Source organism: Actinocrispum wychmicini, assembly GCF_004345645.1.
Classification (GTDB): Bacteria; Actinomycetota; Actinomycetes; order Mycobacteriales; family Pseudonocardiaceae; genus Kibdelosporangium; species Kibdelosporangium wychmicini.
Genome location: NZ_SLWS01000002.1, coordinates 616,507 through 637,721, shown reverse-complemented (window position 1 = coordinate 637,721; position 21,215 = coordinate 616,507). Strand labels below are relative to the sequence as shown.

Sequence of the window (21,215 nt, the reverse complement as noted above, 5' to 3'; positions counted from 1 at the left end):
CAGGGAGTGCCGAGCAGCGCCTGGTCGGCCCGGTCCGCGCCTAGCGCTGGGCGGCGGCGATCACCGCCTGGCCCAGGCTGATTCCGCCGTCGTTGGTGGGAACTCGGTGGTGGGTCAGGACTTCGAGCCCGTGTGCGGTCAGTTGGTCAGTGGTTCGGTTCAGCAGCAGCAGGTTTTGGAACACCCCGCCGGAGAGGGCGACCTTGGTCAGGCCGTGTTCCTCGCTCAACCGCAGGCAGGTGCGGACGATCATGTCGGCCACTCCGTTGTGGAACCGGCCGGCTATCGTCGCTGGAGACAGTCCTTTTCGGAGGTCCGAGGTCACTCCCCGGATCAGGTCTACACCGTACACAACCCCGTCCTCGATGGACGCCGGGTAGCTGCCCCGCTCGCCAGGGTCGGCGCGTTGTTCCAGCTCTATCGCTGCCTGGCCTTCGTAGTTGACCGTGTCCCTGATCCCTAGCAGCGCCGCGACCGCGTCGAACAAACGGCCGGCGCTGGAGGTTTTCGGGGAGTTCAGTCCACTGTGGGCGAGGGCGACGATCGTGGCCCACTCCGGGCGGGGTTCGCCAGCCGCGTCCAGGTAGGCCGCTGCCATCCGCCAGGGCTGCCTGATCGCCGCCGTCCCGCCGGGCATCGGCACGGGCGCCAGGTGAGCGACCCTGGTGAAGCCGGTCAGGTCCGCCAGGAGGAACTCACCACCCCAGATCGTGCCGTCCGTGCCGTAACCTGTGCCGTCGAAGGCGACACCGATGACCGGCCCTGGGTCGTTGTTGTCCGCGAGGCAGGACGCTATGTGGGCGTGGTGGTGCTGTACTCCGACAATGTCTACATCGGACAGTTCGATGGCGTGCTTGGTGGACAGGTACTCCGGGTGTAGGTCGTGCGCGACGACTTCCGGCGTGATGTCGAACAGGCGGGAGAAGTGCTCGATACCGTCCACGAAGGAGCGCAGTGTCTCGTAGTTCTCCAGGTCTCCGATGTGGTGCGACACGAACGCGTGCCGGTCGCGGGCCAGGCAGAAGGTGTTCTTCAGCTCGGCTCCGCATGCCAACACCGGGCGGGGGATGTTCCAGGACAACGCGATGGGTTCCGGCACGTAACCGCGCGACCGCCGCAGGACCGTTCCGGGGCGTACCACGGAGTCGTCCGTGCGCATGTGGATCGCTCGGTCATGGGTCAGGAAGGCGTCGGCGATACCGTGCAGCCTGGTGAACGCCTCCGTGTCCACGAAAGCGATCGGCTCGTCCGACACGTTCCCGCTGGTGAGCACGATCGGCCCGCCGACGGCGTCGAGCAGGAGGTGGTGCAACGGTGTGTACGGCAGCATCAGGCCGAGCTGCCTGTTCCCCGGGGCGACCCCGGGAGCGACCACGCCACGTGACGGCAACAGCACGATCGGCCGGACACGTGAAGTCAGCAGTTCGCGACCGGTCGAGTCCACAACGCACAGTCGATCCGCGACATCCACATCGGACACCATCAGGGCGAACGGCTTGTCCTCCCGATGTTTCCGTTGCCGAAGCACCGAAGCCTCCGAAGGGATACTCGCCAAGTGGTATCCACCGAGGCCTTTGATGGCCACGATCCGGCCCGCGTGCAGCAGTGCCGCGGTTTCACCGATCGGATCGCCGGCCAGTGGCGAGCCGGCCGCCGACAACAGCCTCAACTGAGGCCCGCAGGTGGGGCAGCACGTTGGCTGCGCGTGGAAACGACGGTCCGTGGGGTCGTGGTACTCCGCGGAACACAAGGAGCACATCTCGAACCCGGACATTGTCGTGAAGGGACGGTCGTAGGGCACGTCCCGCACGATCGTGAAGCGCGGACCGCAGTTCGTGCAGTTGATGAACGGGTACATGAACCGCCGGTCAGTGGGCGTGCCCATCTCCCGCAGGCAGTCCGCGCACGTGGCGGTGTCCGCGGACACAAGTGTCCGGCGCGGGCCGCCGCCCGAGCTGGCGACGATGGCGAACTCGTCGGCGCCGCGCGGCTCGCCGGCTGTCACGGTGACCTGGGAGATCGAGGCCAAGGGTGGGGCGTCCCGCTCCAGCGCGGTCAGAAACGACGTCACCGACGCCGCCGGCCCCTCGATCTCGACGAAGACGCCGTTGACGTCGTTGCCCACCCGGCCGGTCAGGCCGAGCCGGGTGGCGAGGGAGTGCACGAAGGGGCGGAACCCGACCCCTTGGACCACACCCTCCACTCGCACGTCGCGCCGGATGCGCCCGTCCATCCGTCCAGTGTCCAGCGGAGTCAACTTGACACTGGCTAGTTCCGGCTGTCAGCCTGGTCGCATGGGGATCTTCAGCGAAGCAACGGCCGTGACCCCGACCGGGCCGGGCGAGTTCGGCGTGACTCTGGACGCCCAGTGGGCCGTCGCGGACAAGTTGCACGGCGGCTACCTCCTCGCGGTCGTCGCCCGCGCGGCCGGCGAGGTCGCCCAGCATCCGCATCTCACCGCGATCAGCGGGTCCTTCCCGGCCGCGCCGGTGGGTGGCCCGGCGACGGTCCGGGTCGAGGTGCTCAACGTCGGCGGCAGCCAGACCCAGTTGCGCGCCGATCTCGTCCAGGACGGCAAGGTCCGAGTGGCCGCCCTGGTCACCCAGGGCGTGCTCACCGCGGACGACCCGTGGTGGACCAGCGTGGAGCCGATCACCCTGCCGGACGAGCACGAGTGCGTCCGGGTGCCGGCCGAGGTCCCCGGGGGCGGGTTCCGGATCCCCCTGATGGAGGTCGAGGAGACCCGGATGGAGCCCGCGTCGGCCGGCTTCGCCGTGGGCCGGCCGACGAACCGGGGGGTGACCGCCGGCTACCACCGGCTCGCCGACGGCAGCGACTGGGATCCGGTGAGCCTGCTCGTGGCGCTGGACCCGGTGCCGCCGGTCACGTTCGACCTCGGCCTGGCCGGCTGGGTGCCGACGCTGCAGATGACCGCGTACATCCGCCGGCTGCCCGCGCCCGGCCCGGTGAAGGTGCACATGCACGCCAACGACCTCACCGGCAACCGGCTCGACGAGACCGCGATGGCGTGGGACAGCAAAGGCCGGCTGGTGGCCCAGGCGATCCAGTTCGCGGGTGTCCGCGTGCCTAGTAGTGCTGGTGGAGGGTGAGTCCTCCCTGAATATTCGTCGCCTGGATGACGTTGCCCACGTTGCCGGTGACGGTGACCTCGTTGGCCACCGAGCCGTTCTCGACATGCTGCACGGACAGGGACTGCCATTCCCGGTGCAGCGCCTCGGCGAACGTCGGGTCCTCGGCCGAGGCGCTCGCCAGGTGGTCGGCGAGGTCGATCACTTCGGCCGAGTCCGGAGCCGCGCCCTGCGCGGCCGCCAGGGCAGCGTTGGCCTCCCTGCGGTCCGCGAACTTCCGTCGGACCAGGTCGTAGAGGGACTGCACGCCCTTGGTGGCCAGCGCTGCCGCGATCGAGACCAGGATGGGTTCCGGCATGAGGAGCCCCTTCTGTTTCGGGTCCTGCCATTCTATCCAATACTCGTGTGATCTAGGTCACATCGGGAATTGTCGATCCGAATCGCCGTAGGTCGACGCGTCAGTGAAGATCGCGACTGACGACCCAGGAGGAACCAGAGATGAAGCTCGTCGCCACCGAGTACGTGTCCCTTGACGGTTTCATGGACGAGCCGGGCCACTGGTCCATCCCGTTCTTCTCGCCCGAGGCCGGCGAGTTCAAGTTCACCGAACTGCGGGCCGCGGACGCCCTGCTGCTCGGCCGCAAGACGTATGAGGGCTTCGCCAAGGCCTGGCCGACCATGACCGACACCGGCGAGTTCGGCGAGAAGATGAACGGCATGCCCAAGTATGTCGCCTCGCGGACGCTGAGCGAGCTGACCTGGAACGCGACCCTGATCGAGGGGGACGTGCCCGAGGCGGTCGCGAAGCTCAAGGAACAGCCCGGCGGCGACCTGCTGCTGGCCGGCAGCTGCCAGATCTTGGACCTGCTGGCCGGGCACGACCTGATCGACGAGTACCGGCTGATGGTTCACCCGATCGTGCTGGGCGACGGCAAGCTGCGCGCGTTCGGCAGCACTCCCCGCAAGACACTGAAGCTGGTCAAGTCCGAGACGTTCTCGTCGGGCATCGTGCTGAACACCTACCACCGTGCCGACGGATGACAGGCTGACCGCGGCCGTCGTCGCCTACCTGCCCGGTGGGTGGCGGCGGGACCCGGTCGCCGCTGGTGACGCGCTGGTGGAGGTCACCGCGCTCGCCGACGAGGTGACCGCGCTACCGGTGGACTGGACCGTCCACGACCTGGCCAGCGCGGTCGCCATGGCCAGGGACGAGATGCGCCGCCGGCACCCGGAGTTGGGGCCGGCGGCCATCGCCGTTCTCGGCACGTACTTCGCCTATCAGTGGAAATAGTGGAAACAGTCGAGATCGGACGGCAGCATCAGGCACGGTGTGCCGGACCGGTCGATCCGGCGGGCGAGCGCCCGTGCGGCGCCTTCGTCGGAGAACATCACCACGGCGTGCGTGTCCGTGGTTTGGATGGCTCTGAGCAGGGCGGACATGCCCGGCCCGAACCCGGGCCGCTCGTCGGTGAAGATCTTGCTCAGCAGCCAGCCCTGCTCGTACGTCCAGCAGGTGAGCAGGTCCTGGCGCGCCCGCAGCGCGTCCGGCCGGCTCGCCCAGACGTACCCGTGGACGCGGGGTTTGCCGGCGTCCCGGACCGCCGAGGACAGGACCCGCACCCGCACCAATGGAAGCTCGCGAATGGTCACGCCGGGGAGACGGCCGTGCCGAGACCCCATGACGCAGGTCACACGATATTTCCTGGCGTCCTTCCGAGAGCGTGCGCGGACGTAGTAGTACGTGTCGAAAGCGGGTTTGGTTTAATGGCGCGCGCTCGGAAATTTCTGTTGTATGCCAAGCTGGACGCGCTCGGTGTCGTCTCGTAATCTTGCCGAGATCTTCAGCACAGGCGCCGTTCGGGGGCGGCATGAGAGAAGGAGACGTACGCGACGTGAAGTCGCAACGAGTCAGGCGGACACTGGTTTTCGCCGCCGCGATCGCCGTCGCGTTCGTCGGTGTGGCCCCGGTTTCCGTCGCCCAACCCGCCGAGTCGGACGCGTTGACCCAGTTCCGCGCCCTGAACGCACAGGCCGCGCAGCTCAACGACGACTTCCTCAAGGCCAATGAGGACAAGGCGGCCCGCCAGGCGGACATCGACAAGGCCAACGCCGACCTGGCCGCGGCGAACAAGGCCAAAGCGGACGCCCAGACCACCGAGGACCAGTTCCGCGACCAGGTCGACCGGCTGAGCCAGGCGGCGTTCCACGGGGCCCGGTTCGACAAGCTGTCCGCGTTGCTGACCGGCACCTCGGCCGAGGACTTCCTGGCCAGGTCGACCGCGCTGGACGTGCTGTCCACGGACAACAACAAGGCGTTGAAGGAGATGGCCGGCGCGGTGGACACGGCCGTCAAGGCGGAACGGGACGCGACCGACGCCGGCCGCCGGGCCACCGAGGCCCGCGACGCCGCCCAGCAGCTCGCCCAGGACATCGCGGCCAAGCGCAAGGATCTGGACGCCCAGATCCAGCAGCTGAAGTCCCAGCTGGGGAAGTTGAGCCCGGCCGACCTCGCGTTGCTGAAGGGCACCGAGGACACCACGATCTACATGCCCGGCTCGGGGGCGGCCGGCAAGGCGGTCACGATGGCGCTGGGCCGGCGTGGCGACACGTACTCGCTGGGTGGGTCCAGGCCGCCGGTGTTCGACTGTTCCGGCTTGACGATGTGGGCGTACGCGCAGGCCGGCGTCAAGATCCCGCGCACCAGCCGCGAGCAGTTCACGATCGGCAAGCCGGTGTCCAAAGCCGACCTGCAACCGGGTGACCTGCTGTTCTACGGCCGGAGCGCGTCGTCCATCCACCACGTCGCGATGTACATCGGCAACAACATGATCGTGCACGCGTCCGACTACGGCATTCCGGTGCTGTCCGCGCCGATCGAGAAGGGCGGCAAGGACTTCTTCGGGGCCAAGCGGATCGTCGGCTAGGTCGTACTGGGAGATCCCCTCGGGAGTGCAGGTTCTCCCGAGGGGATCTCCGTTTTCTTACCGGGATGGGCCAGCGCCCATGCGCGGGTCGCTGGCGCGTTGCTTTCCGTTCTCCATGTGGCCGGCGAAGCGGCGGCTGAAGCCGGTCGTGCTCGCCGTGAGGTCGTACCAGCCCTCGGTGCCCGAGGTGCTGACGTAGTCCTCGGTGGACGCGCCGGCCGCGACGGGGTAGCTCCACGGCCCGCCGGACCGGTTGTTCGGCTTGACCGAGATCGTGACGGGCTGCCCGCCGCTGTTGGTGATCTTGAAGTAGACGCGGTCCTCGGTCGGCGCGTACCGCAGCGTGACCTCGGGGTTCGCGTTCCCGGCCGGAATGGTCCGGTTTCCGGTGAACTTCCGGACGAACCCGTTGGGCCCGAGGACGGTCAGGTCGTACGCGCCGGCCGGGGTCCCGACCGCCCAGTAGTCCGACACGTTCTTGCCCGCTTCGACCGTGTACCGCCACGGCCCGTCCGTGCGGACGGCTGTGCCCGCGTACACGTAGAAATGCGCGCCCGCGGTGCCGGTGTTGGCGAAGTCGATCCAGAACCGGTCCGGCGCGACCCGGCCGGACGCGGCCAGCACGTACGGCAGTGGCCGGGACGGTCGGGTGCCGGTCTCCTGCACGGGGAAGGTCTGGCTGCTGGGCGGCGCCGGACGGGTCGGGCGCGGTCCGGTGGTGGCCACCGGCGCGGGGAGTGGCGGATACGTCCCCGCGCCGGTGAAGTCCAATGTGGATGTCAGGTCGCCGCAGACGGCCCGGCGCCACGGTGAGATGTTCGGCTCCCTGACCCCGGTCCACCGCTCCAGGAAGCGGATCACCGACGTGTGGTCGAACACCTCGGAGCAGACGTTGCCGCCGCGGCTCCACGGCGACACGACCATCATCGGCACCCGGGTGCCGAGGCCGATCGGCACGTTCTGGTAGATCTCGTCCGTGATGGCCACTGTGGACTGTCCCTGGTCGGCGTTCACCGGCGGCGCGGGCGGCGGGATGTGGTCGAAGAACCCGTCGTTCTCGTCGTAGTTCAACAGGAACACGGACTTGTTCCAGACGTCCGGGTTGGCCGCCAGCCCGTCCAGGATCCGGCTGACCAGCTGGGCACCGCTGTTCGGCCCGGCGGACGGGTGCTCACACTCCTCGTAGGCAGCGACCAGCCAGGTCACCGCCGGCAGCCGGTCGGCCAGCACGTCCCGCCTGAACACCTCGGCCAGAGTGCCAGGACGTTCCCGGCGCAAGGCCCGGTCGTACAGGCTGCGCTCACTGGCCGACAGTGTGGCGACGCCCTGGGCGAGCTGGGCCAGCATCTTGTCCTGTGTGGACGGACTGGCGGCCAGTAGCTTCTCGTAGAACGTACGGGTCTTGACGTGCCCTGTGCTGGCGAGCGCCTTGCGGGCCGCGTTCATGTACGGGACGAAGTACTCCAACGCGTTGTCGCCGTAGTTGTCCCACTCCTGGTAGACACGCCAGTCGACACCCGCGGACTGGAGGCGTTCGGCGTAGGTCGGCCACGTGTACCCGGGGTGGTTCGCGTCGTCCCAGCCCTTGTTGCCGATCGCCCGCTCGGTCGTGCTGCCCGGTTCGTACCCGATCTTCCCGGTGAACATGTAGTACCGGTTCGGGTTCGTCGGCCCGAGCTCCGAACAGTGGTACGCGTCGCACAACGTGAACGCGTCCGCGAGCGCGTAGTAGAACGGCAGCGCGTCCCGTCGCATGTGCGTCATGGTCCGCACACCCTTGGCATCGAACCACTTGTTCATCGCACCGGACGCCCACGCGTCGTGGCTGCTCCCCCAGTCGTGCGGGGTGCCGTCCATGAACTGGTCGTTCACCGGGTACGGCAGCACATAGCTCGTCCCGTTCGGTTGGTAGAACACGGACTTGCCGGTGGGCAAGGTGATCGCGGTCGGGTCGTTGAACCCACGGACACCGCGCAGCGAGCCGTAGTAGTGGTCGAAGGAACGGTTCTCCTGCATCAGGACCACCACGTGCTCGACCGCGTCCAACCCGCCGGCGGGCGCCGCCATCGCGAGCGCCTGCCGAAGGTTGACCGGCAGCAGCCCGAGACCCGCCGTCACCGCGGTCGCGCGGAGGAGATCACGACGCCGCATAGTCAGCCCCCGCCTGTGCGAACCCTCGCATGGTCAACTTCCTCCCGTGGTCTGGGTCGCGCCGATCTCAGCCGCCGAGGTCCATGGGCCGCTGTCGCCTGCTTCGGACAAGGCTCGCAGCCGAAGGTATCTACCGGTCTTGGCAGGGAAGGACACGCGTTTCTCGGTGACTGTGTCGGCCCATTCGCCGGTGGCCACGGCCGGGCCCCAGTTCACGTTGTCCGCCGAGACGTACACCTCGTACCTGCCGATCCGGCCGTTGGTGCCGCCGTCCTGCCTGGGCAGGTAGGAGAGCCCGTTGACCGGGTACGTGCCGTGCGTGTCGATCGTGATCTGGTGGGGGAGTGGCGCCGGGGTGCCGGACCACTGGGTGTGCCACAGGGTCGCCGGGTCGCCGTCGATCGCGTTGGCCGCGGCGCCGTTCTCCGACGACGTCTCCTGACTGTCCACTGCGGACACTGTCCAGCCGGTCTTCGGGATGGTCGGCGATCCGGTCACCGGCGACCCGTTCGGCACACTGACACCGCTGGCCACCAACGTGAAGCCGGTCGACTTCGTCCCTGTCTTGGCGTGCAGCGTGTTCCCGTCGAAGAACCAGCCGGAAGTGGCGGCGTCAAAGGCGGATTGGCTTGAGTACTGTGTCAACGCCGTGCCGTCCAGGGTGACCGCGTTCGGGGCGCTGGTGTGCAAGGAGAACTCGTAGCCGCGGCTGGTGAGTTCGCCGTTGTAGGAACCGGTCAGCGCGCCGACGCTCACCCGGACGTCGCCCGAGGCACCGCTGGCAGGGGCGGTGACGTCGACCTTCTGCCGGGCGGACGCGCCGTTCTGGTACGCACGGGTGAGGCCGTCGTCCTCGTACAACGAGTACGTCGAGTTGCCGGACGGGTAGATGTCGTACGTGATCGGGGTGGCCGGCTTCTCGCCGCTGTAGTTCATCTGCGGCCACATCGGGATGATCGAGCCGCCGCGGACGAAGAGCGGCAACGTGTCCAGCGGCGCGTGGTAGCCGTCCAGCCAGCCGGGGCCGCGGTGGACCTGGCCCGTCCAGTAGTCCGTCCAGGTGCCGGCGGGCAGGTAGATCCGGTCCCGGGTGGTCGTGTCCGACACGACCGGCGCCACCAAGAACGAGTCGCCCGCCATGAACTGGCCGGACGTGTCGTTGCCGCGGGCGGTCGCGTCATTCTGGAACTCCAAGGCCATGGCGCGCACGGTCGGCACACCGGTGTCCGTCGCGTTCCGGGCCAGCGTGTAGAAGTAAGGTGTCAGCCGCATCTTCAGCTTGAGGTACTTGCGGTTAACAGACAGATACGGCTCGGCGAACCGCCATGGCTGCTTGTCGTTGTAGCCGGCCTGTGGGTTGGTCGCGCCCCAGCCGGACATGGTCATGAACGACGGCGTGAACGACTTCCATTGCAGGTCACGGACATAGGTCTGGGGCGACCCCGCGTAGATCCCGTCCACGTCGCCGGACGCGTAGTTCAGGCCGGAGAACCCGGCGCCCGCGATCGCCGGCACCGTCCACCGCATGTCGTCCCACGTGCCGTGCGTGTCACCGGTCCACACGACCGCGTTTCGTTGGGTGCCGGACCAGCCGTCGACCGTCCACACGAACCGCCGTGCGTCGGAGTTGCCCTCGATGCCGTTCACCGCCGACTGGACGCCGTCGAACGCGGTCTGGTAGCCGCCGCCGACCCAGGCCACGTCGGTCTTCACCGCCCGGGTGCCCGCGGTGCCCACTTCCCACGCGATGTTGGACAGCGACTTCTGCGTCCAGAGGCCGGTGTGGAAGCCGCGGTCCTTCAGGTTGGACACGACGTTTGGCAAGTCCGTGTATCCGCAACCGTATCCGTCGTTGGGGAGGAACCAACCGGACGGCATGTCCGCGGCACGGGCGTCGGTCGCGTAGCCGGCCACGTCCGGCGTGGTCTGGTGGCGTTGCCGGTTATGGTCGCCGGTGTAGTCCGGGTTGGACGCGTTGAAGCAGTCCGCGTTGCCCAGTTCCAGTCCCCAGATCGGGGCCAGGAACGGCTTTCCGGACACGTCGGTGTAGCCGCCGAGCACGTCCTTGAGCGAGTTGCCGACGAAGTAGTAGGCGTCGAACCGGTTCTCGTTGTGCCGGGTGGACACAGTGGACATGAAGTCGTACTGGCCGGTCGCCCACGTGTTGCGCATGACGCCGTACCCGGCGGTGGACAGGTAGAACGGCGCCGGGCTGGCGTTGGTGTTCTCCTGCCACTTGTTGTCGATCGCGATCGGCACGCTCTTGTCCCGCAACGCCCACTCGCCCAGGCGTAGGCCGGTGCCGTAGAACTGCTCATCCGTGCCGCGCGTGAGCTGCTGCGTCGCCTGCGAGCCGGTCCAGCTCAAGCCGCTGGCCTCTTTCCAGACCACGGTCGCGTTGTCCGCGCGGTACAGCTCGAACCGCAGCGGTGTCTTGTACACGCGCAGGGTCAGCGCGTTCGTGGCGATCTTGTAGTACGTGCCCGCGTCGGTCGACGTCGTGGTGACCGGCCCGAAGTCGGTCTTCGGGGTCAGCTTGCCGGCGGCCGGGTCGGTGAACGAGCCGGTCGGGGCCAGCCACAGCCGGAAGATGTCCGCCCTGGCGAAGGTCACCCGAACCTTGGCCTGGCCCGCGGTGACCGTGTACGCGGCGCCGGATCCGGTGAACCCGGTGAGGTTGCCGATGGTGGCCGCGCCCGCCGGCAGGACAGGGAGCAGGGCGAACACCAAAGCTGTGAGTAGTGCCAACGACCGTGCTCGGCGCATGCCGTCTCCTCAGCGTTGAGGTGCAGGGTGCTGATCAAAGCTGCACAGTTTACGCATCTTACGGACAGTTGTGCGCAAAGCTAGGGTCAGAAGGAGGGTTGTTCGGCGGCTTTCTCGATCCCGTCCAGCACCACCCGCAGGCCCGTCTCGAACGTTTCAAGGGCGAGTTGTTCCAGGTAGGGCTTGGTTTCGTCGGCCGCGCGGTACGCGCCCTCCGCTTCCAGCCGGGTGAGCGTCGGGAAGCGCTCGGCGAAGTCCGGGGCGAGCTCGTCGAGCTGCGACGAACGCGCGTACCACCACTCGTCGTCGGACATGCCGGTCGCCTTGGCCGCCTGCCTGGTCTCCGCAAACGCTTGCGCGATGCCGCGGAGGTGATGCAGGAGCATTTCGCCGAGCCGGCGGACCTCAACCGCGGGCAGGCCCGTGGTGACCAGGATTCGCATCAGGGTCTCCAGGCTCACGTGCTCGTTCGGGCCGAGCACCGGCCGCGCCTGCGACACCTGAAGTATCCACGGGTGCCGCGCGTAGAAATCCCAGGAGTCGCGACACCATTGGGTCAGCGCCGGCCGCCAGCCGCCCTCGAGTGGGTATTCGGTGGGTTTTTCGGCCAGCGCCGAGTCGTACATCAGGTCGACCAGTTCGCTTTTGCTCGGCACGTACGTGTAAATCGCCATCGCGGTCCGGCCGAGACGTTCGCCGACCGCGCGCATGGACAGCGCGGACATCCCGTCCGCGTCCGCGATCTCGATCGCCGTGGCGACGATGGTCCGCAGGTCCAGCCCTGGTTTTGGGCCCGGCCGGGCGTCCGGGGGCAACTGCTTGCGCCACAGCAGCGCCATCGACCGACGGGCGTCGCCCTGGCCGGCGAACACGACCACCTTGCCGCCTCCTGGCGTTTCACGTACCTTGTGCTAGCCAACTCTATACACCATAAAGTATTAGGAAGGCTGGTATGGGGGATCATATCGCGGACAGTCACGGCGTGATTCAGGTCCGCGGCGCGCGGGAGAACAACCTGACCGGCGTCTCGGTCGACGTCCCCAAGCGCAGGCTGACGGTGTTCACCGGGGTGTCCGGCTCCGGCAAGTCGTCGCTGGTGTTCGGCACGATCGCGGCCGAGTCGCAGCGCCTGATCAACGAGACGTACAGCGCGTTCCTGCAGTCGTTCATGCCGAACCTGGCCCGGCCGGACGTGGACGCGCTGCACAACCTGAGCGCGGCGATCATCGTCGACCAGGAGCGGATGGGCGCGAACTCCCGGTCGACCGTCGGCACCGCGACCGACGCGTACACGATGCTGCGGATCGTGTTCAGCCGGCTGGGGCAGCCGCACGCCGGCACGTCCACCGCGTTCAGCTTCAACCAGCCCGACGGCATGTGCCCGAAGTGCGAGGGACTGGGTCGGACCAACACGTTCGACGTGAGCCAGCTGGTCGACGTGGCGAAGTCGCTGAACGAGGGCGCGGTGACCGTGCCGGGCTTCAACGTCGACGCCTGGTACATGCAGACCTACATCCACTCGGGGTTCGTCGACCCGGACATGAAGCTGGCGGACTACACCCCGCGGCAGTGGGACGACCTGATGTACAAGGCGCCGACCAAGGTCAAGGTCGGCAAGTCCACCCTGAGCTACGAGGGGCTGGTGCCCAAGGTCCAGCGGATCTACCTGGCCAAGGACCGCGAGTCGTTGAAGGGGGCGATCCGGGACTTCGTCGACCGGGCGGTGACGTTCGCCCAGTGCCCGGAGTGCGGCGGGGCGCGGCTCAACCAGGCCGCCCTGGCGTCCCGGATCGACGGCCGCAACATCGCGGAGTGCTCGGCCATGCAGATCAACGAGCTGGCCGCGGTGATTCATGAAATGACCGACCCGTCCGTGGCGCCGCTGCTGACCACCCTGCGGGAGACCCTGGACTCGTTGGTGGAGATCGGCCTCGGGTATCTGAGCCTGGACCGGGAGTCGGCCACGTTGTCCGGCGGCGAGGCGCAGCGGGTGAAGATGGTGCGGCACCTGGGGTCGCCGCTCACCGACGTGACGTACGTGTTCGACGAGCCGACCATCGGCCTGCACCCGCACGACATCCAGCGCATGAACGACCTGCTGGTCCGGTTGCGGGACAAGGGGAACACCGTGCTCGTGGTGGAGCACAAGCCGGAAACCATCGAGATCGCCGACCACGTGGTGGATCTGGGGCCGGGCGCGGGTGTGGCCGGCGGTCGGATCTGTTACTCCGGTCCACTGTCCGGGCTGCGCGCCTCGGACACGTTGACCGGCCGGTATCTGGGCCACCGCGCCACGCTGAAGCCCGCTGTCCGGTCGGCCACCGGACACCTGTCGGTCACCGGCGCGTCCCTGCACAACCTGCGGGACGTCGACGTCGACATCCCGCTGGGGGTGTTGACCGTGGTCACCGGGGTGGCCGGGTCGGGCAAGAGCTCGCTCATCCACGGCTCGGTGTCCACAAGAGACGGTGTGAGCGTGGCCGACCAGTCGCCGATCCGGGGGTCGCGACGGAGCAACCCGGCAACGTACACCGGCCTGCTCGACCCGATCCGGACCGCGTTCGCCAAGGCCAACGGGGTGAAGCCGGCCCTGTTCAGCGCGAACTCCGAGGGCGCGTGCCCGAACTGCAAGGGCATCGGCCAGGTGTACACCGACCTGGCGATGATGGCCGGGGTGGCGACCGTGTGTGAGGAGTGCGAGGGCAAGAGGTTCACCCCGAAGGTGTTGACGTACAAGCTGCGCGACAAGGACATCAGTGAAGTCCTGGCGATGTCGGTGGCCGAGGCGCGGGACTTCTTCCCGACCGGCCCGGCCAAGGCCGTCCTGGACCGGCTGTCCGACGTCGGCCTCGGCTACCTGGGCCTCGGCCAGCCGCTGACCACCCTGTCCGGCGGTGAGCGGCAGCGGCTCAAGCTGGCGATCTACATGGCGGACAAGGCCACGACGTACGTTCTGGACGAGCCGACCACCGGCCTGCACCTGGCCGACGTCGACCAGTTGCTCGCCCTGCTCGACCGGCTGGTCGACGCGGGCAACACGGTGATCGTGATCGAACACCACCAGGCCGTGATGGCGCACGCGGACTGGATCATCGACCTGGGGCCGGGCGCCGGCCACGACGGTGGCCGGATCGTGTTCGAGGGCACTCCGGCCGACCTGGTGGCGGAGGGGAAGACGTTGACCGCGCGGCATTTGCGGGAGTACGTGGGGTGAGGGTGCCGGCCGCGACGACAAGCGCCGGCTAAGACAACTGACCGTTTCAAGAATCCCCCAGGATCGGTCCGTCCGGCGGCACCCGGCCGTCGTTTGTTGCCGAAAAATGTGCCACGACCTGGCGTGGCGGCGACGGGTGTCGGCCAGTCCAGTTGGGTCGCCCGGCATGGATGATCCGGTCAGCGGTGGTCTTTACCATTTAGCGTTTCCGGAATGATTCAAGAAAGCGACTGTCTCAAGTGTTCCGTCCGGCCGCGGGCGAACTGCATATCGTCTACCGGGCCCGATGTGTGACACCGGGAGACGGATGGTTACCCGAATGGCCGTTGAATTGATTCAGCCGATACTGACCGTATCGGCCGCGGGGAACAAAGACGAAACTCGACCGGCACCCGTCGGAAGTAGTGACCCGTTTGTTGCAGTGTTCGGTTTTCGGACAGTGAACACCATTGTTTTGTCGGCGGTTGTCGCTTTTTGTGCCGGATATGTCCGGATCGTAAGTGATTGACATATGGTTATACGTTTATGCGCCAGTTCACTTGTCTGGTTCGGACCCGGCGACGAAGCTGATCCCGTTCGTGCTTTCACCTCCCCTGAGTGCGGCCTCCTTTCGAGGGCTAGGAGTCCGCACCACCCTGCAACAGGAGATGATCCATGAAGGTAAGACCTGCTGCCGTCTTAACGGCGGCCTTCTCGCTCGTGGTCGGTGCCATCGCCGGCACCGCCACGGCCGCCCCGATGACAAGCCCCGCTCCGCTGACCGCGGACGCCCTGGCCGTGAATGCCGCGGCCGCTGTCGTCGCGACCGACAAAGCCGCTCTGCACGCCAGCAATGACGACCAGTTCGTCCAGCACCCGGTGATTTCGACGGGGAACATGAAGTACGTCCCCTACGACCGCACCTACAAGGGCATGCGCGTCTACGGCGGCGACTTCGTCGTCGCCACCAACCTGAGCGGCCAGGTGGTCGCCACCTCGGTCGCGCAGGAACAGACCATCAGCCTGGCCAGCACCACGCCGAAACTGACCGCGCAACAGGCGCAGGCCATCGCGCGTACCGAGGCCGGCAAGACCAGCAAGGTGGACAGCGTCGGCGGCGCCGAGCTGCTCACGTACGCGCTGGGCACCCCGCGCCTGGCCTACGAGGTCGGGACCACCGGCCGCGACTCGGACGGCCCGAGCAAGCTGAGCGTGTACGTCGACGCCAACACCGGCCAGGTCGTCAAGACCCAGGAACACGTGATGCACGGTGACGGCAACACGGCCTGGAACGGCCCGAAGCCGGTGCACCTCGACACCACCCAGTCGGGCAGCACCTTCTCGCTGCGCGACCCGGCGCACCCCACCGAGCAGTGCCAGGACGCGGCGAACAACACCACGTTCTCCAAGAGCACCGACTCGTTCGGCAACGGCAACGCCACCAGCAAGGAAACCGGTTGTGCCGACGCGTTCTTCGACATCCAGGTCGAGAACAAGATGCTGGCGCAGTGGCTGAACCGCAACAGCTTCGACGGCAACGGCGGCGGCTGGCCGATCCGGGTCGGCCTGAACGACCTGAACGCCTTCTACGACGGCACCCAGGTCCAGATCGGCCACAACCAGCAGAACCAGTGGATCAGCTCGCTTGACGTCGTCGGCCACGAGCACGGCCACGGCATCGACGACCACACCCCGGGTGGTATCTCCGGCAACGGCACCCAGGAGTTCGTCGCGGACGTGTTCGGCGCGGCCACCGAAGGTTTCGCCAACGAGCCGTCCGGGTTCGACACCCCCGACTACCTCGTCGGCGAGACGATCAACCTGGTCGGCCAGGGCCCGATCCGCAACATGTTCAACCCGTCCGCCCTGGGCCACAAGAACTGCTACGACAACCAGATCCCGAGCACCGAGGTGCACGCCGCGGCCGGCCCGGGCAACCACTGGTTCTACCTCGTCGCCGAGGGCACCAACCCGACCGACGGCCAGCCGACCAGCACCACGTGCAACGGCAGCACCGTCACCGGCCTCGGCCTGCAGAACGCGATGAAGATCTTCTACGCCGCCATGCAGCTGAAGACCAGCGCCAGCTCCTACCTGCTGTACCGGACCTGGACGCTGACGGCCGCCAAGAACTTCACCCCGGGCGACTGCACCTCGTTCAACACGGTCAAGGCCGCGTGGGACGCGGTGAGCGTGCCGGCCCAGCCCGGCGACCCGACCTGCAACCCGACCGGTGGCAACCCGGTCGTGAACAACCCGGGCAACCAGTCCACCGTCATCAACACCCCGGTCAACCTCCAGCTGACCGCCACCGGTGGCACCACGCCGTACACCTGGACCGGGTCCGGCCTGCCCGCCGGCCTGTCGATCAGCCCGTCCGGCCTGATCTCGGGCACCCCGAACACCATTGGCAACTCCAACGTGACCGTCACGGTGAGCGACAGCTCGAACCCGAAGAAGACCGGTTCAGCCTCGTTCACGTGGGCGGTCACCCAGATCAGCCAGTGCACCAGCCCCGGCCAGAAGTTCACCAACCCGGGCTTCGAGTCGGGTGCCACCGGATGGACCGCTACTCCTGCCGTGATCGGCGCCAACGGCAGCCAGCAGCCCACCCACGGCGGCACGCAGAACGCCTGGCTGGACGGTTACGGGACGACCCACACCGACTCGCTGTCGCAGTCGGTGGCCATCCCGGCCAACTGCAAGGCGTCGCTGACCTTCTTCCTGCACATCGACACCGATGAGACCACCACCACGACCCAGTTCGACAAGCTGACGGTCACCGCCGGCAGCACGACCCTGGGTACCTTCTCCAACTTGAACGCGGCCAACGGCTACGTGCAGAAGACGTTCGACGTCTCCTCGTTCGCCGGCCAGACCGTCACCATCAAGTGGAACGCCGTCGAGGACGCGTCGCTCCAGACGTCCTTCGTCATCGACGACACCGCGCTGACCGCCAGCTGATCCGCGCGTAAGTGACAGAGGGGGAGGCCATCGGCCTCCCCCTCTGCCCGTTGGGGCGGCTTTCCGGTCCGGCGATGGTGATCACGGCCCGACCTGCCGAATACTCATGGGGTGAGCTTCCGTGAGCCTTCTCGCCGTGCGGAACACGACGCCGACACAGCGCCGGCGCCGGTCCGGCAGGCCGACACGTCGTTGGAGAACGCCGCGTTCCAGGGCGGCAACCAGATGATGGTCCGCCTGCTGGAGGACTCGGCCCCGGCCGCCGAGCCCGGCGGTGACGACCTCGCGGTACGGATCCAAAGCCGGCTCGGCAAAGGCGGCTCGCTGCCGTCGGACGTGCGCTCCTCCGTGGAGTCCGACATGGGGCAGAGCTTCGGCAACGTCGTCGTGCACCGCGACGCCGAGGCCGCGAGCCTCGCGTCGGAGCTCAACGCCCGCGCGTTCACCACCGGGCAGGACGTCTTCTTCGGCTCCGGCGCCTATGACCCAGGGTCGCCCGCCGGGCAGGCCACGCTCAGGCACGAGCTGCACCACACCGTGCAACAGTCGTCCGGCGCGGTCGAGGGCAAGGAGTGGTCGCCCGGGTTGGTCGTGAGCGACCCGCACGACCACGACGAACGTGAGGCCAGCGAGGTCGCCCGGAATCCCGGTTCAGCCTTGTAGCGTGATCACGTGAAGTACGTGATCCTTGTCTACGGCAATGCCGCGACCAGGCAGATCTGGGAGAGCATGACCGACGAGCAGCGGCTCGTCGGCTGGCAGGGCCACATCGATGTCCGCGAGAGCTTGGCGGCGTCCGGGGAGCTGGTCCTCTCCGAGGCCCTCGCCGACGTGTCGCAGACCAGGCGGGTACCCGCGAGTTCCGACGCCGTGCCGACGGACGGGCCGTTCGCCGAGGTCAAGGAGCATCTGGCCGGGTTCTACGTGGTCGACTGCGAGAGCATGGACCGCGCGCTGGAACACGCCGGCAAGATCCCGGAGGCGGTGTTCGGCCTGGTCGAAGTGCGGCCGGTGTTGGACATGGGGTGAACACACTGCTGCGTGAGCTGGCGCCGCAGGTGCTTGGCGCGCTGGTCCGCCGCTACGGCGGGTTCGACACGTGTGAGGACGCGGTCCAGGAGGCCCTGCTGGCGGCCGTCCGGCAGTGGCCGGCCGAAGGCGTGCCGGACAATCCGAAGAGCTGGCTGATCACGGTCGCGTCCCGGCGCCGGATCGAGATGTGGCGCAGCGACTCCGCCCGGCAACGCCGCGAGGAGAACGCCGCGTTCCTCGACACACCCACTGATGTGGCCGGTGTGGACGACACGCTCACCCTGTTCCAACTGTGCTGCCACCCTTCGCTGACGCCGGCCTCGCAGATCGCGTTGACCCTGCGCGCGGTCGGCGGGCTGACCACCGCGGAGATCGCGCGGGCGTTCCTCGTGCCCGAGGCGACGATCGCGCAACGGATCAGCCGGGCCAAGCAGAAGATCAAAGGCGTGCCGTTCGAGCGGACGTCGGACATCGGGTCCGTCCTGCATGTGCTGTACCTGATCTTCAACGAGGGTTACACGGCCAGCTCCGGGGATTCCTTGCACCGCGTCGAGTTGAGCACCGAGGCGATCCGCCTCGCCCGGCAGCTGCCCCGGACGGGCGAGGCCACCGGGCTGCTCGCGTTGATGCTGCTGACCGACGCGCGCCGGCCGGCCCGGACCACGTCGGACGGTTCACTGGTGCCACTGTCCGAACAGGACAGATCGGGGTGGGACGCGGACGCGATCGCCGAGGGGATCGCGCTCGTCACCTCCTCGTTGTCGTCCTCGCCGGTCGGCCCGTACCAACTGCAGGCGGCGATCGCCGCCGTGCACGCCGAAGCCGCCGACACCAAGGCCACGGACTGGCCGCAGATCCTTGCCCTGTACGACATTCTGACCCAGGTCGCGCCCGGACCGATGGTCACGCTGAACCGGATCGTCGCGTTCGCCGAAGTGCACGGGCCACGCGCGGCTCTCCAGGCCCTTGAGTCGGCCGACCCGGCGCTCGCCGAGCATCACCGTCTGCCTGCCGTCCGCGCGCATCTCCTTGAGGCAGCGGGGGACAACGAAGCCGCCCGCGTGGAGTACTCGCTAGCCGCGAGCCGCACTCTCAGCCTGCCGGAGCGGCGGTATCTCCAGGGGCGCGCGGCGCGGCTTGACGACCAGCCCGGCGACCGCCAAAGCTAGGCACAGCCACGCGAACCAGTCGCCCAGACTCGTGTACGCCGTGGCTCCCGGGCCGATCGGCACGTCCGCGACGAGAGTCGTGAACGGACCGTTTCCGCCGGTGTGCGCGCTCGCGACGACCCGCCCCCAGCCGTCGGAGATCATCGACTCGCCTGTCCGGTCGGACCACACGACCGCCTGCCCGTTCTCGACACCCCGGATGAGCGCGGTACGGCTGTGCTGCCACCCGTTGGTGTCCTCATCGGACGCGGGGATCGCGAGGATCTCGGTGCCCGCGTTGGCGTAGTCGCGGGTCGGAGCGGGGAAGTTGACGTCCGCGCAGATCACGACCCCGGTCCGTGCATCGGGAAAGACGAGGTCATGGCCTCGCGGACTGACCGAGTCGTGCTGCTTGAGGTAGACCTGGTCGGCGGTGACGGCGTAGTTGAACTTGTTCCTGCCGTCGTCGTACGCCACGCCCACCACCACGGTTCGGCCGTGGGCCGCGTTGATCAGCGGCTGGATGACGGCTGGGGTCGTCGTCGAGCGGACGGTCTGTTCCGGCAGCACGATCATGGTGACGTCGTCTGGGAGTTTGCTGATCTCGTCGGCGTACGCGCTGATCAGGTCCTTGCCTGCTGGGGAGTCCACGTCCGGGGCCCAGACATGTTGGTTGGTCGCGATCGTGGCCACTTTCCGGGTCGGTCCCGTGTCCATCCTGATCGCCCCGCCGACCAGCACGAGGCCCAGCACTCCCGTCGCTACCAGCAGAGTCGCCGGCCGGGCGGCGGCGATCGCGCATGGCACGAACATGACGAGGAACTCGACACCCCACATACCCGTGAGTGCCGCCGTCTGCATCACGAGCGGGAAACCGGCCTGGTGGTTGGCGAACGTCCCCATCATGCCGGCCGGATTCGAGACTGACACGACGTAGAGCGCGCCCGTCCACACAGCCGGCGCGGTGAACGCGGCCAGCAACGGCCTGCTGTACGTGCGCCGGAAAGCCCACACACTCGCGGTGAAGACCAACGACATGCCGACGTCGATCATCAAGCCCATCGGCCAGAACGGGACGTCGTGCGACCGTAACTGAAAGGCCCAACTGTTCGTGGTGCCAAGGAGGTGCGCCACGAACGCCGCAATGAGCGCGGTCGACGTACGGACCCTGGGCGCCAGGAGCAAGATCGGCAGCGGCGCGACCCAGGTCAGTTGCGCGACCGGACTCAACCCGGTGCCGAAGTAGAACAGGATCGCCGACGCCGCGACCGCGGCCGCGCTACGCCGCAAGTCCATTGAGGACCCTCTGTACGGTCCGTTGGCACAGCGCGCGGAAGTCCTTCTCGGCCAACGCGATCCGCCGCCCCAGATACTGCTGGACCAGACCCATCACCGGCGAGGTGACCGCCAACGTGACCTCCAACGGATCATCGGCCTTCAGCACCCCGTTGATCATGGCCTCCTCCACCACCCCCAACATCGGCGCGAACGCCGGCGACCCACCTGTGCGAAAGTCCTCAGGAAACTGCCTGGCGCCGTCCCACTGCTCGGCCACGAGGAACAAGTACAAGTTGGACATTCCCAACGCGAAATCCAGGAACTGCTCCAACAACGCGTCCACCTGCGCGCCGAAGTCCGCACCGAGGTCCTTGCCCCACTCCTGGGTGACGTCGGCGACGGCCTCGTCGACCACGGCCCGCAACAACGCCTCCCGATTGGGAAAATGCCGGTAGCTGGCCATGGCCGTGACCCCGGAGGCCGCGGCCACCCGCCGCATGGTCACCGCCTGCGCGCCCTCCTCCAGGAGGATCTTGAGCGCCGCCTGGGAAATCCGCTCAACCGTCGTCGTCATGTGTACAGCGTAGACCAGCCTGTGTACGCTGTAAACAGGGCGCCGCCCCTTTGGGCGGCCGAAGGGCTCGTGACATGCGGGAGTTCGTCCCGGATA

17 protein-coding genes are annotated in these 21,215 nt (G+C 67.8%); 9 read left to right on the top strand and 8 right to left on the bottom strand.

Features of this window, described 5'->3' with window-relative positions:
* Positions 1 to 40: 40 nt before the first annotated feature.
* Positions 41 to 2,233: a carbamoyltransferase HypF gene (gene hypF, locus EV192_RS11270; protein WP_132114117.1), complete on the bottom strand. Its 2,193-nt coding sequence runs from the start codon at positions 2,231 to 2,233 to the stop codon at positions 41 to 43.
* 61 nt (positions 2,234 to 2,294) lie between these two features.
* Here hypF and EV192_RS11265 point away from each other — a divergent pair, with 61 nt between their 5' ends.
* Entirely contained in the window at positions 2,295 to 3,110 is an 816-nt protein-coding gene (locus EV192_RS11265) for a thioesterase family protein (protein WP_132114115.1), read from the top strand.
* Here EV192_RS11265 and EV192_RS11260 read toward each other — a convergent pair.
* Positions 3,088 to 3,447 (bottom strand): hypothetical protein, encoded by a 360-nt coding sequence (locus tag EV192_RS11260; protein WP_132114113.1) that lies wholly within the window; start codon positions 3,445 to 3,447, stop codon positions 3,088 to 3,090. The genes EV192_RS11265 and EV192_RS11260 overlap by 23 nt on opposite strands.
* Positions 3,448 to 3,587: 140 nt before the next feature.
* Here EV192_RS11260 and EV192_RS11255 point away from each other — a divergent pair, with 140 nt between their 5' ends.
* Together EV192_RS11255 and EV192_RS11250 are read left to right on the top strand one after the other, a co-directional pair.
* Complete coding sequence (locus EV192_RS11255; protein WP_132114111.1) at positions 3,588 to 4,130, top strand: dihydrofolate reductase family protein; 543 nt, start codon at positions 3,588 to 3,590, stop codon at positions 4,128 to 4,130.
* Complete coding sequence (locus EV192_RS11250) at positions 4,117 to 4,380, top strand: hypothetical protein (protein ID WP_132114109.1); 264 nt, start codon at positions 4,117 to 4,119, stop codon at positions 4,378 to 4,380. Before EV192_RS11255 ends, EV192_RS11250 begins: the two co-directional genes overlap by 14 nt.
* On the opposite strand, the gene EV192_RS11245 is transcribed toward EV192_RS11250, so the two are convergent.
* Complete coding sequence (locus EV192_RS11245; protein ID WP_207925983.1) at positions 4,368 to 4,715, bottom strand: hypothetical protein; 348 nt, start codon at positions 4,713 to 4,715, stop codon at positions 4,368 to 4,370. The genes EV192_RS11250 and EV192_RS11245 overlap by 13 nt on opposite strands.
* Positions 4,716 to 4,981: 266 nt before the next feature.
* On the opposite strand from EV192_RS11245, the gene EV192_RS11240 reads away from it, so the two are divergent.
* On the top strand, positions 4,982 to 6,013 hold the full coding sequence (locus tag EV192_RS11240; protein WP_165960337.1) for an NlpC/P60 family protein: 1,032 nt from the start codon (positions 4,982 to 4,984) through the stop codon (positions 6,011 to 6,013).
* 57 nt (positions 6,014 to 6,070) lie between these two features.
* Here the strand turns inward: EV192_RS11240 and EV192_RS11235 are convergent, their stop codons facing one another.
* From EV192_RS11235 to EV192_RS11225, 3 genes are all read right to left on the bottom strand, one after another.
* Positions 6,071 to 8,164, bottom strand: coding sequence for a phosphocholine-specific phospholipase C (locus tag EV192_RS11235; protein WP_132114103.1), 2,094 nt, complete (start codon positions 8,162 to 8,164; stop codon positions 6,071 to 6,073).
* 33 nt (positions 8,165 to 8,197) lie between these two features.
* On the bottom strand, positions 8,198 to 10,930 hold the full coding sequence (locus EV192_RS11230; RefSeq protein WP_132114101.1) for a discoidin domain-containing protein: 2,733 nt from the start codon (positions 10,928 to 10,930) through the stop codon (positions 8,198 to 8,200).
* 86 nt (positions 10,931 to 11,016) lie between these two features.
* Positions 11,017 to 11,808, bottom strand: coding sequence for a TetR/AcrR family transcriptional regulator (locus tag EV192_RS11225; RefSeq protein WP_132114099.1), 792 nt, complete (start codon positions 11,806 to 11,808; stop codon positions 11,017 to 11,019).
* Between the two features lie 74 nt (positions 11,809 to 11,882).
* Between EV192_RS11225 and EV192_RS11220 the strand changes: the two genes are divergently transcribed.
* The 5 genes from EV192_RS11220 to EV192_RS11200 all read left to right on the top strand — a co-directional run bounded on the left by EV192_RS11220 (position 11,883) and on the right by EV192_RS11200 (position 19,288).
* On the top strand, positions 11,883 to 14,144 hold the full coding sequence (locus EV192_RS11220; protein ID WP_132114097.1) for an ATP-binding cassette domain-containing protein: 2,262 nt from the start codon (positions 11,883 to 11,885) through the stop codon (positions 14,142 to 14,144).
* A 654-nt stretch (positions 14,145 to 14,798) separates the two neighbouring features.
* A complete protein-coding gene (locus EV192_RS11215) occupies positions 14,799 to 17,087 on the top strand; it encodes a M4 family metallopeptidase (protein ID WP_132114095.1) in 2,289 nt (762 codons plus the stop codon).
* 111 nt (positions 17,088 to 17,198) lie between these two features.
* Complete coding sequence (locus EV192_RS11210; protein ID WP_132114093.1) at positions 17,199 to 17,750, top strand: eCIS core domain-containing protein; 552 nt, start codon at positions 17,199 to 17,201, stop codon at positions 17,748 to 17,750.
* 9 nt (positions 17,751 to 17,759) lie between these two features.
* Positions 17,760 to 18,116, top strand: coding sequence for a YciI family protein (locus EV192_RS11205; protein WP_132114091.1), 357 nt, complete (start codon positions 17,760 to 17,762; stop codon positions 18,114 to 18,116).
* A complete protein-coding gene (locus EV192_RS11200; RefSeq protein WP_132114089.1) occupies positions 18,113 to 19,288 on the top strand; it encodes an RNA polymerase sigma factor in 1,176 nt (391 codons plus the stop codon). Before EV192_RS11205 ends, EV192_RS11200 begins: the two co-directional genes overlap by 4 nt.
* On the opposite strand, the gene EV192_RS11195 is transcribed toward EV192_RS11200, so the two are convergent.
* Complete coding sequence (locus EV192_RS11195) at positions 19,193 to 20,563, bottom strand: nitrilase-related carbon-nitrogen hydrolase (RefSeq protein ID WP_132114087.1); 1,371 nt, start codon at positions 20,561 to 20,563, stop codon at positions 19,193 to 19,195. The genes EV192_RS11200 and EV192_RS11195 overlap by 96 nt on opposite strands.
* Positions 20,547 to 21,119: a TetR/AcrR family transcriptional regulator gene (locus tag EV192_RS11190; protein WP_132114085.1), complete on the bottom strand. Its 573-nt coding sequence runs from the start codon at positions 21,117 to 21,119 to the stop codon at positions 20,547 to 20,549. Before EV192_RS11190 ends, EV192_RS11195 begins: the two co-directional genes overlap by 17 nt.
* Positions 21,120 to 21,215: the final 96 nt, after the last annotated feature.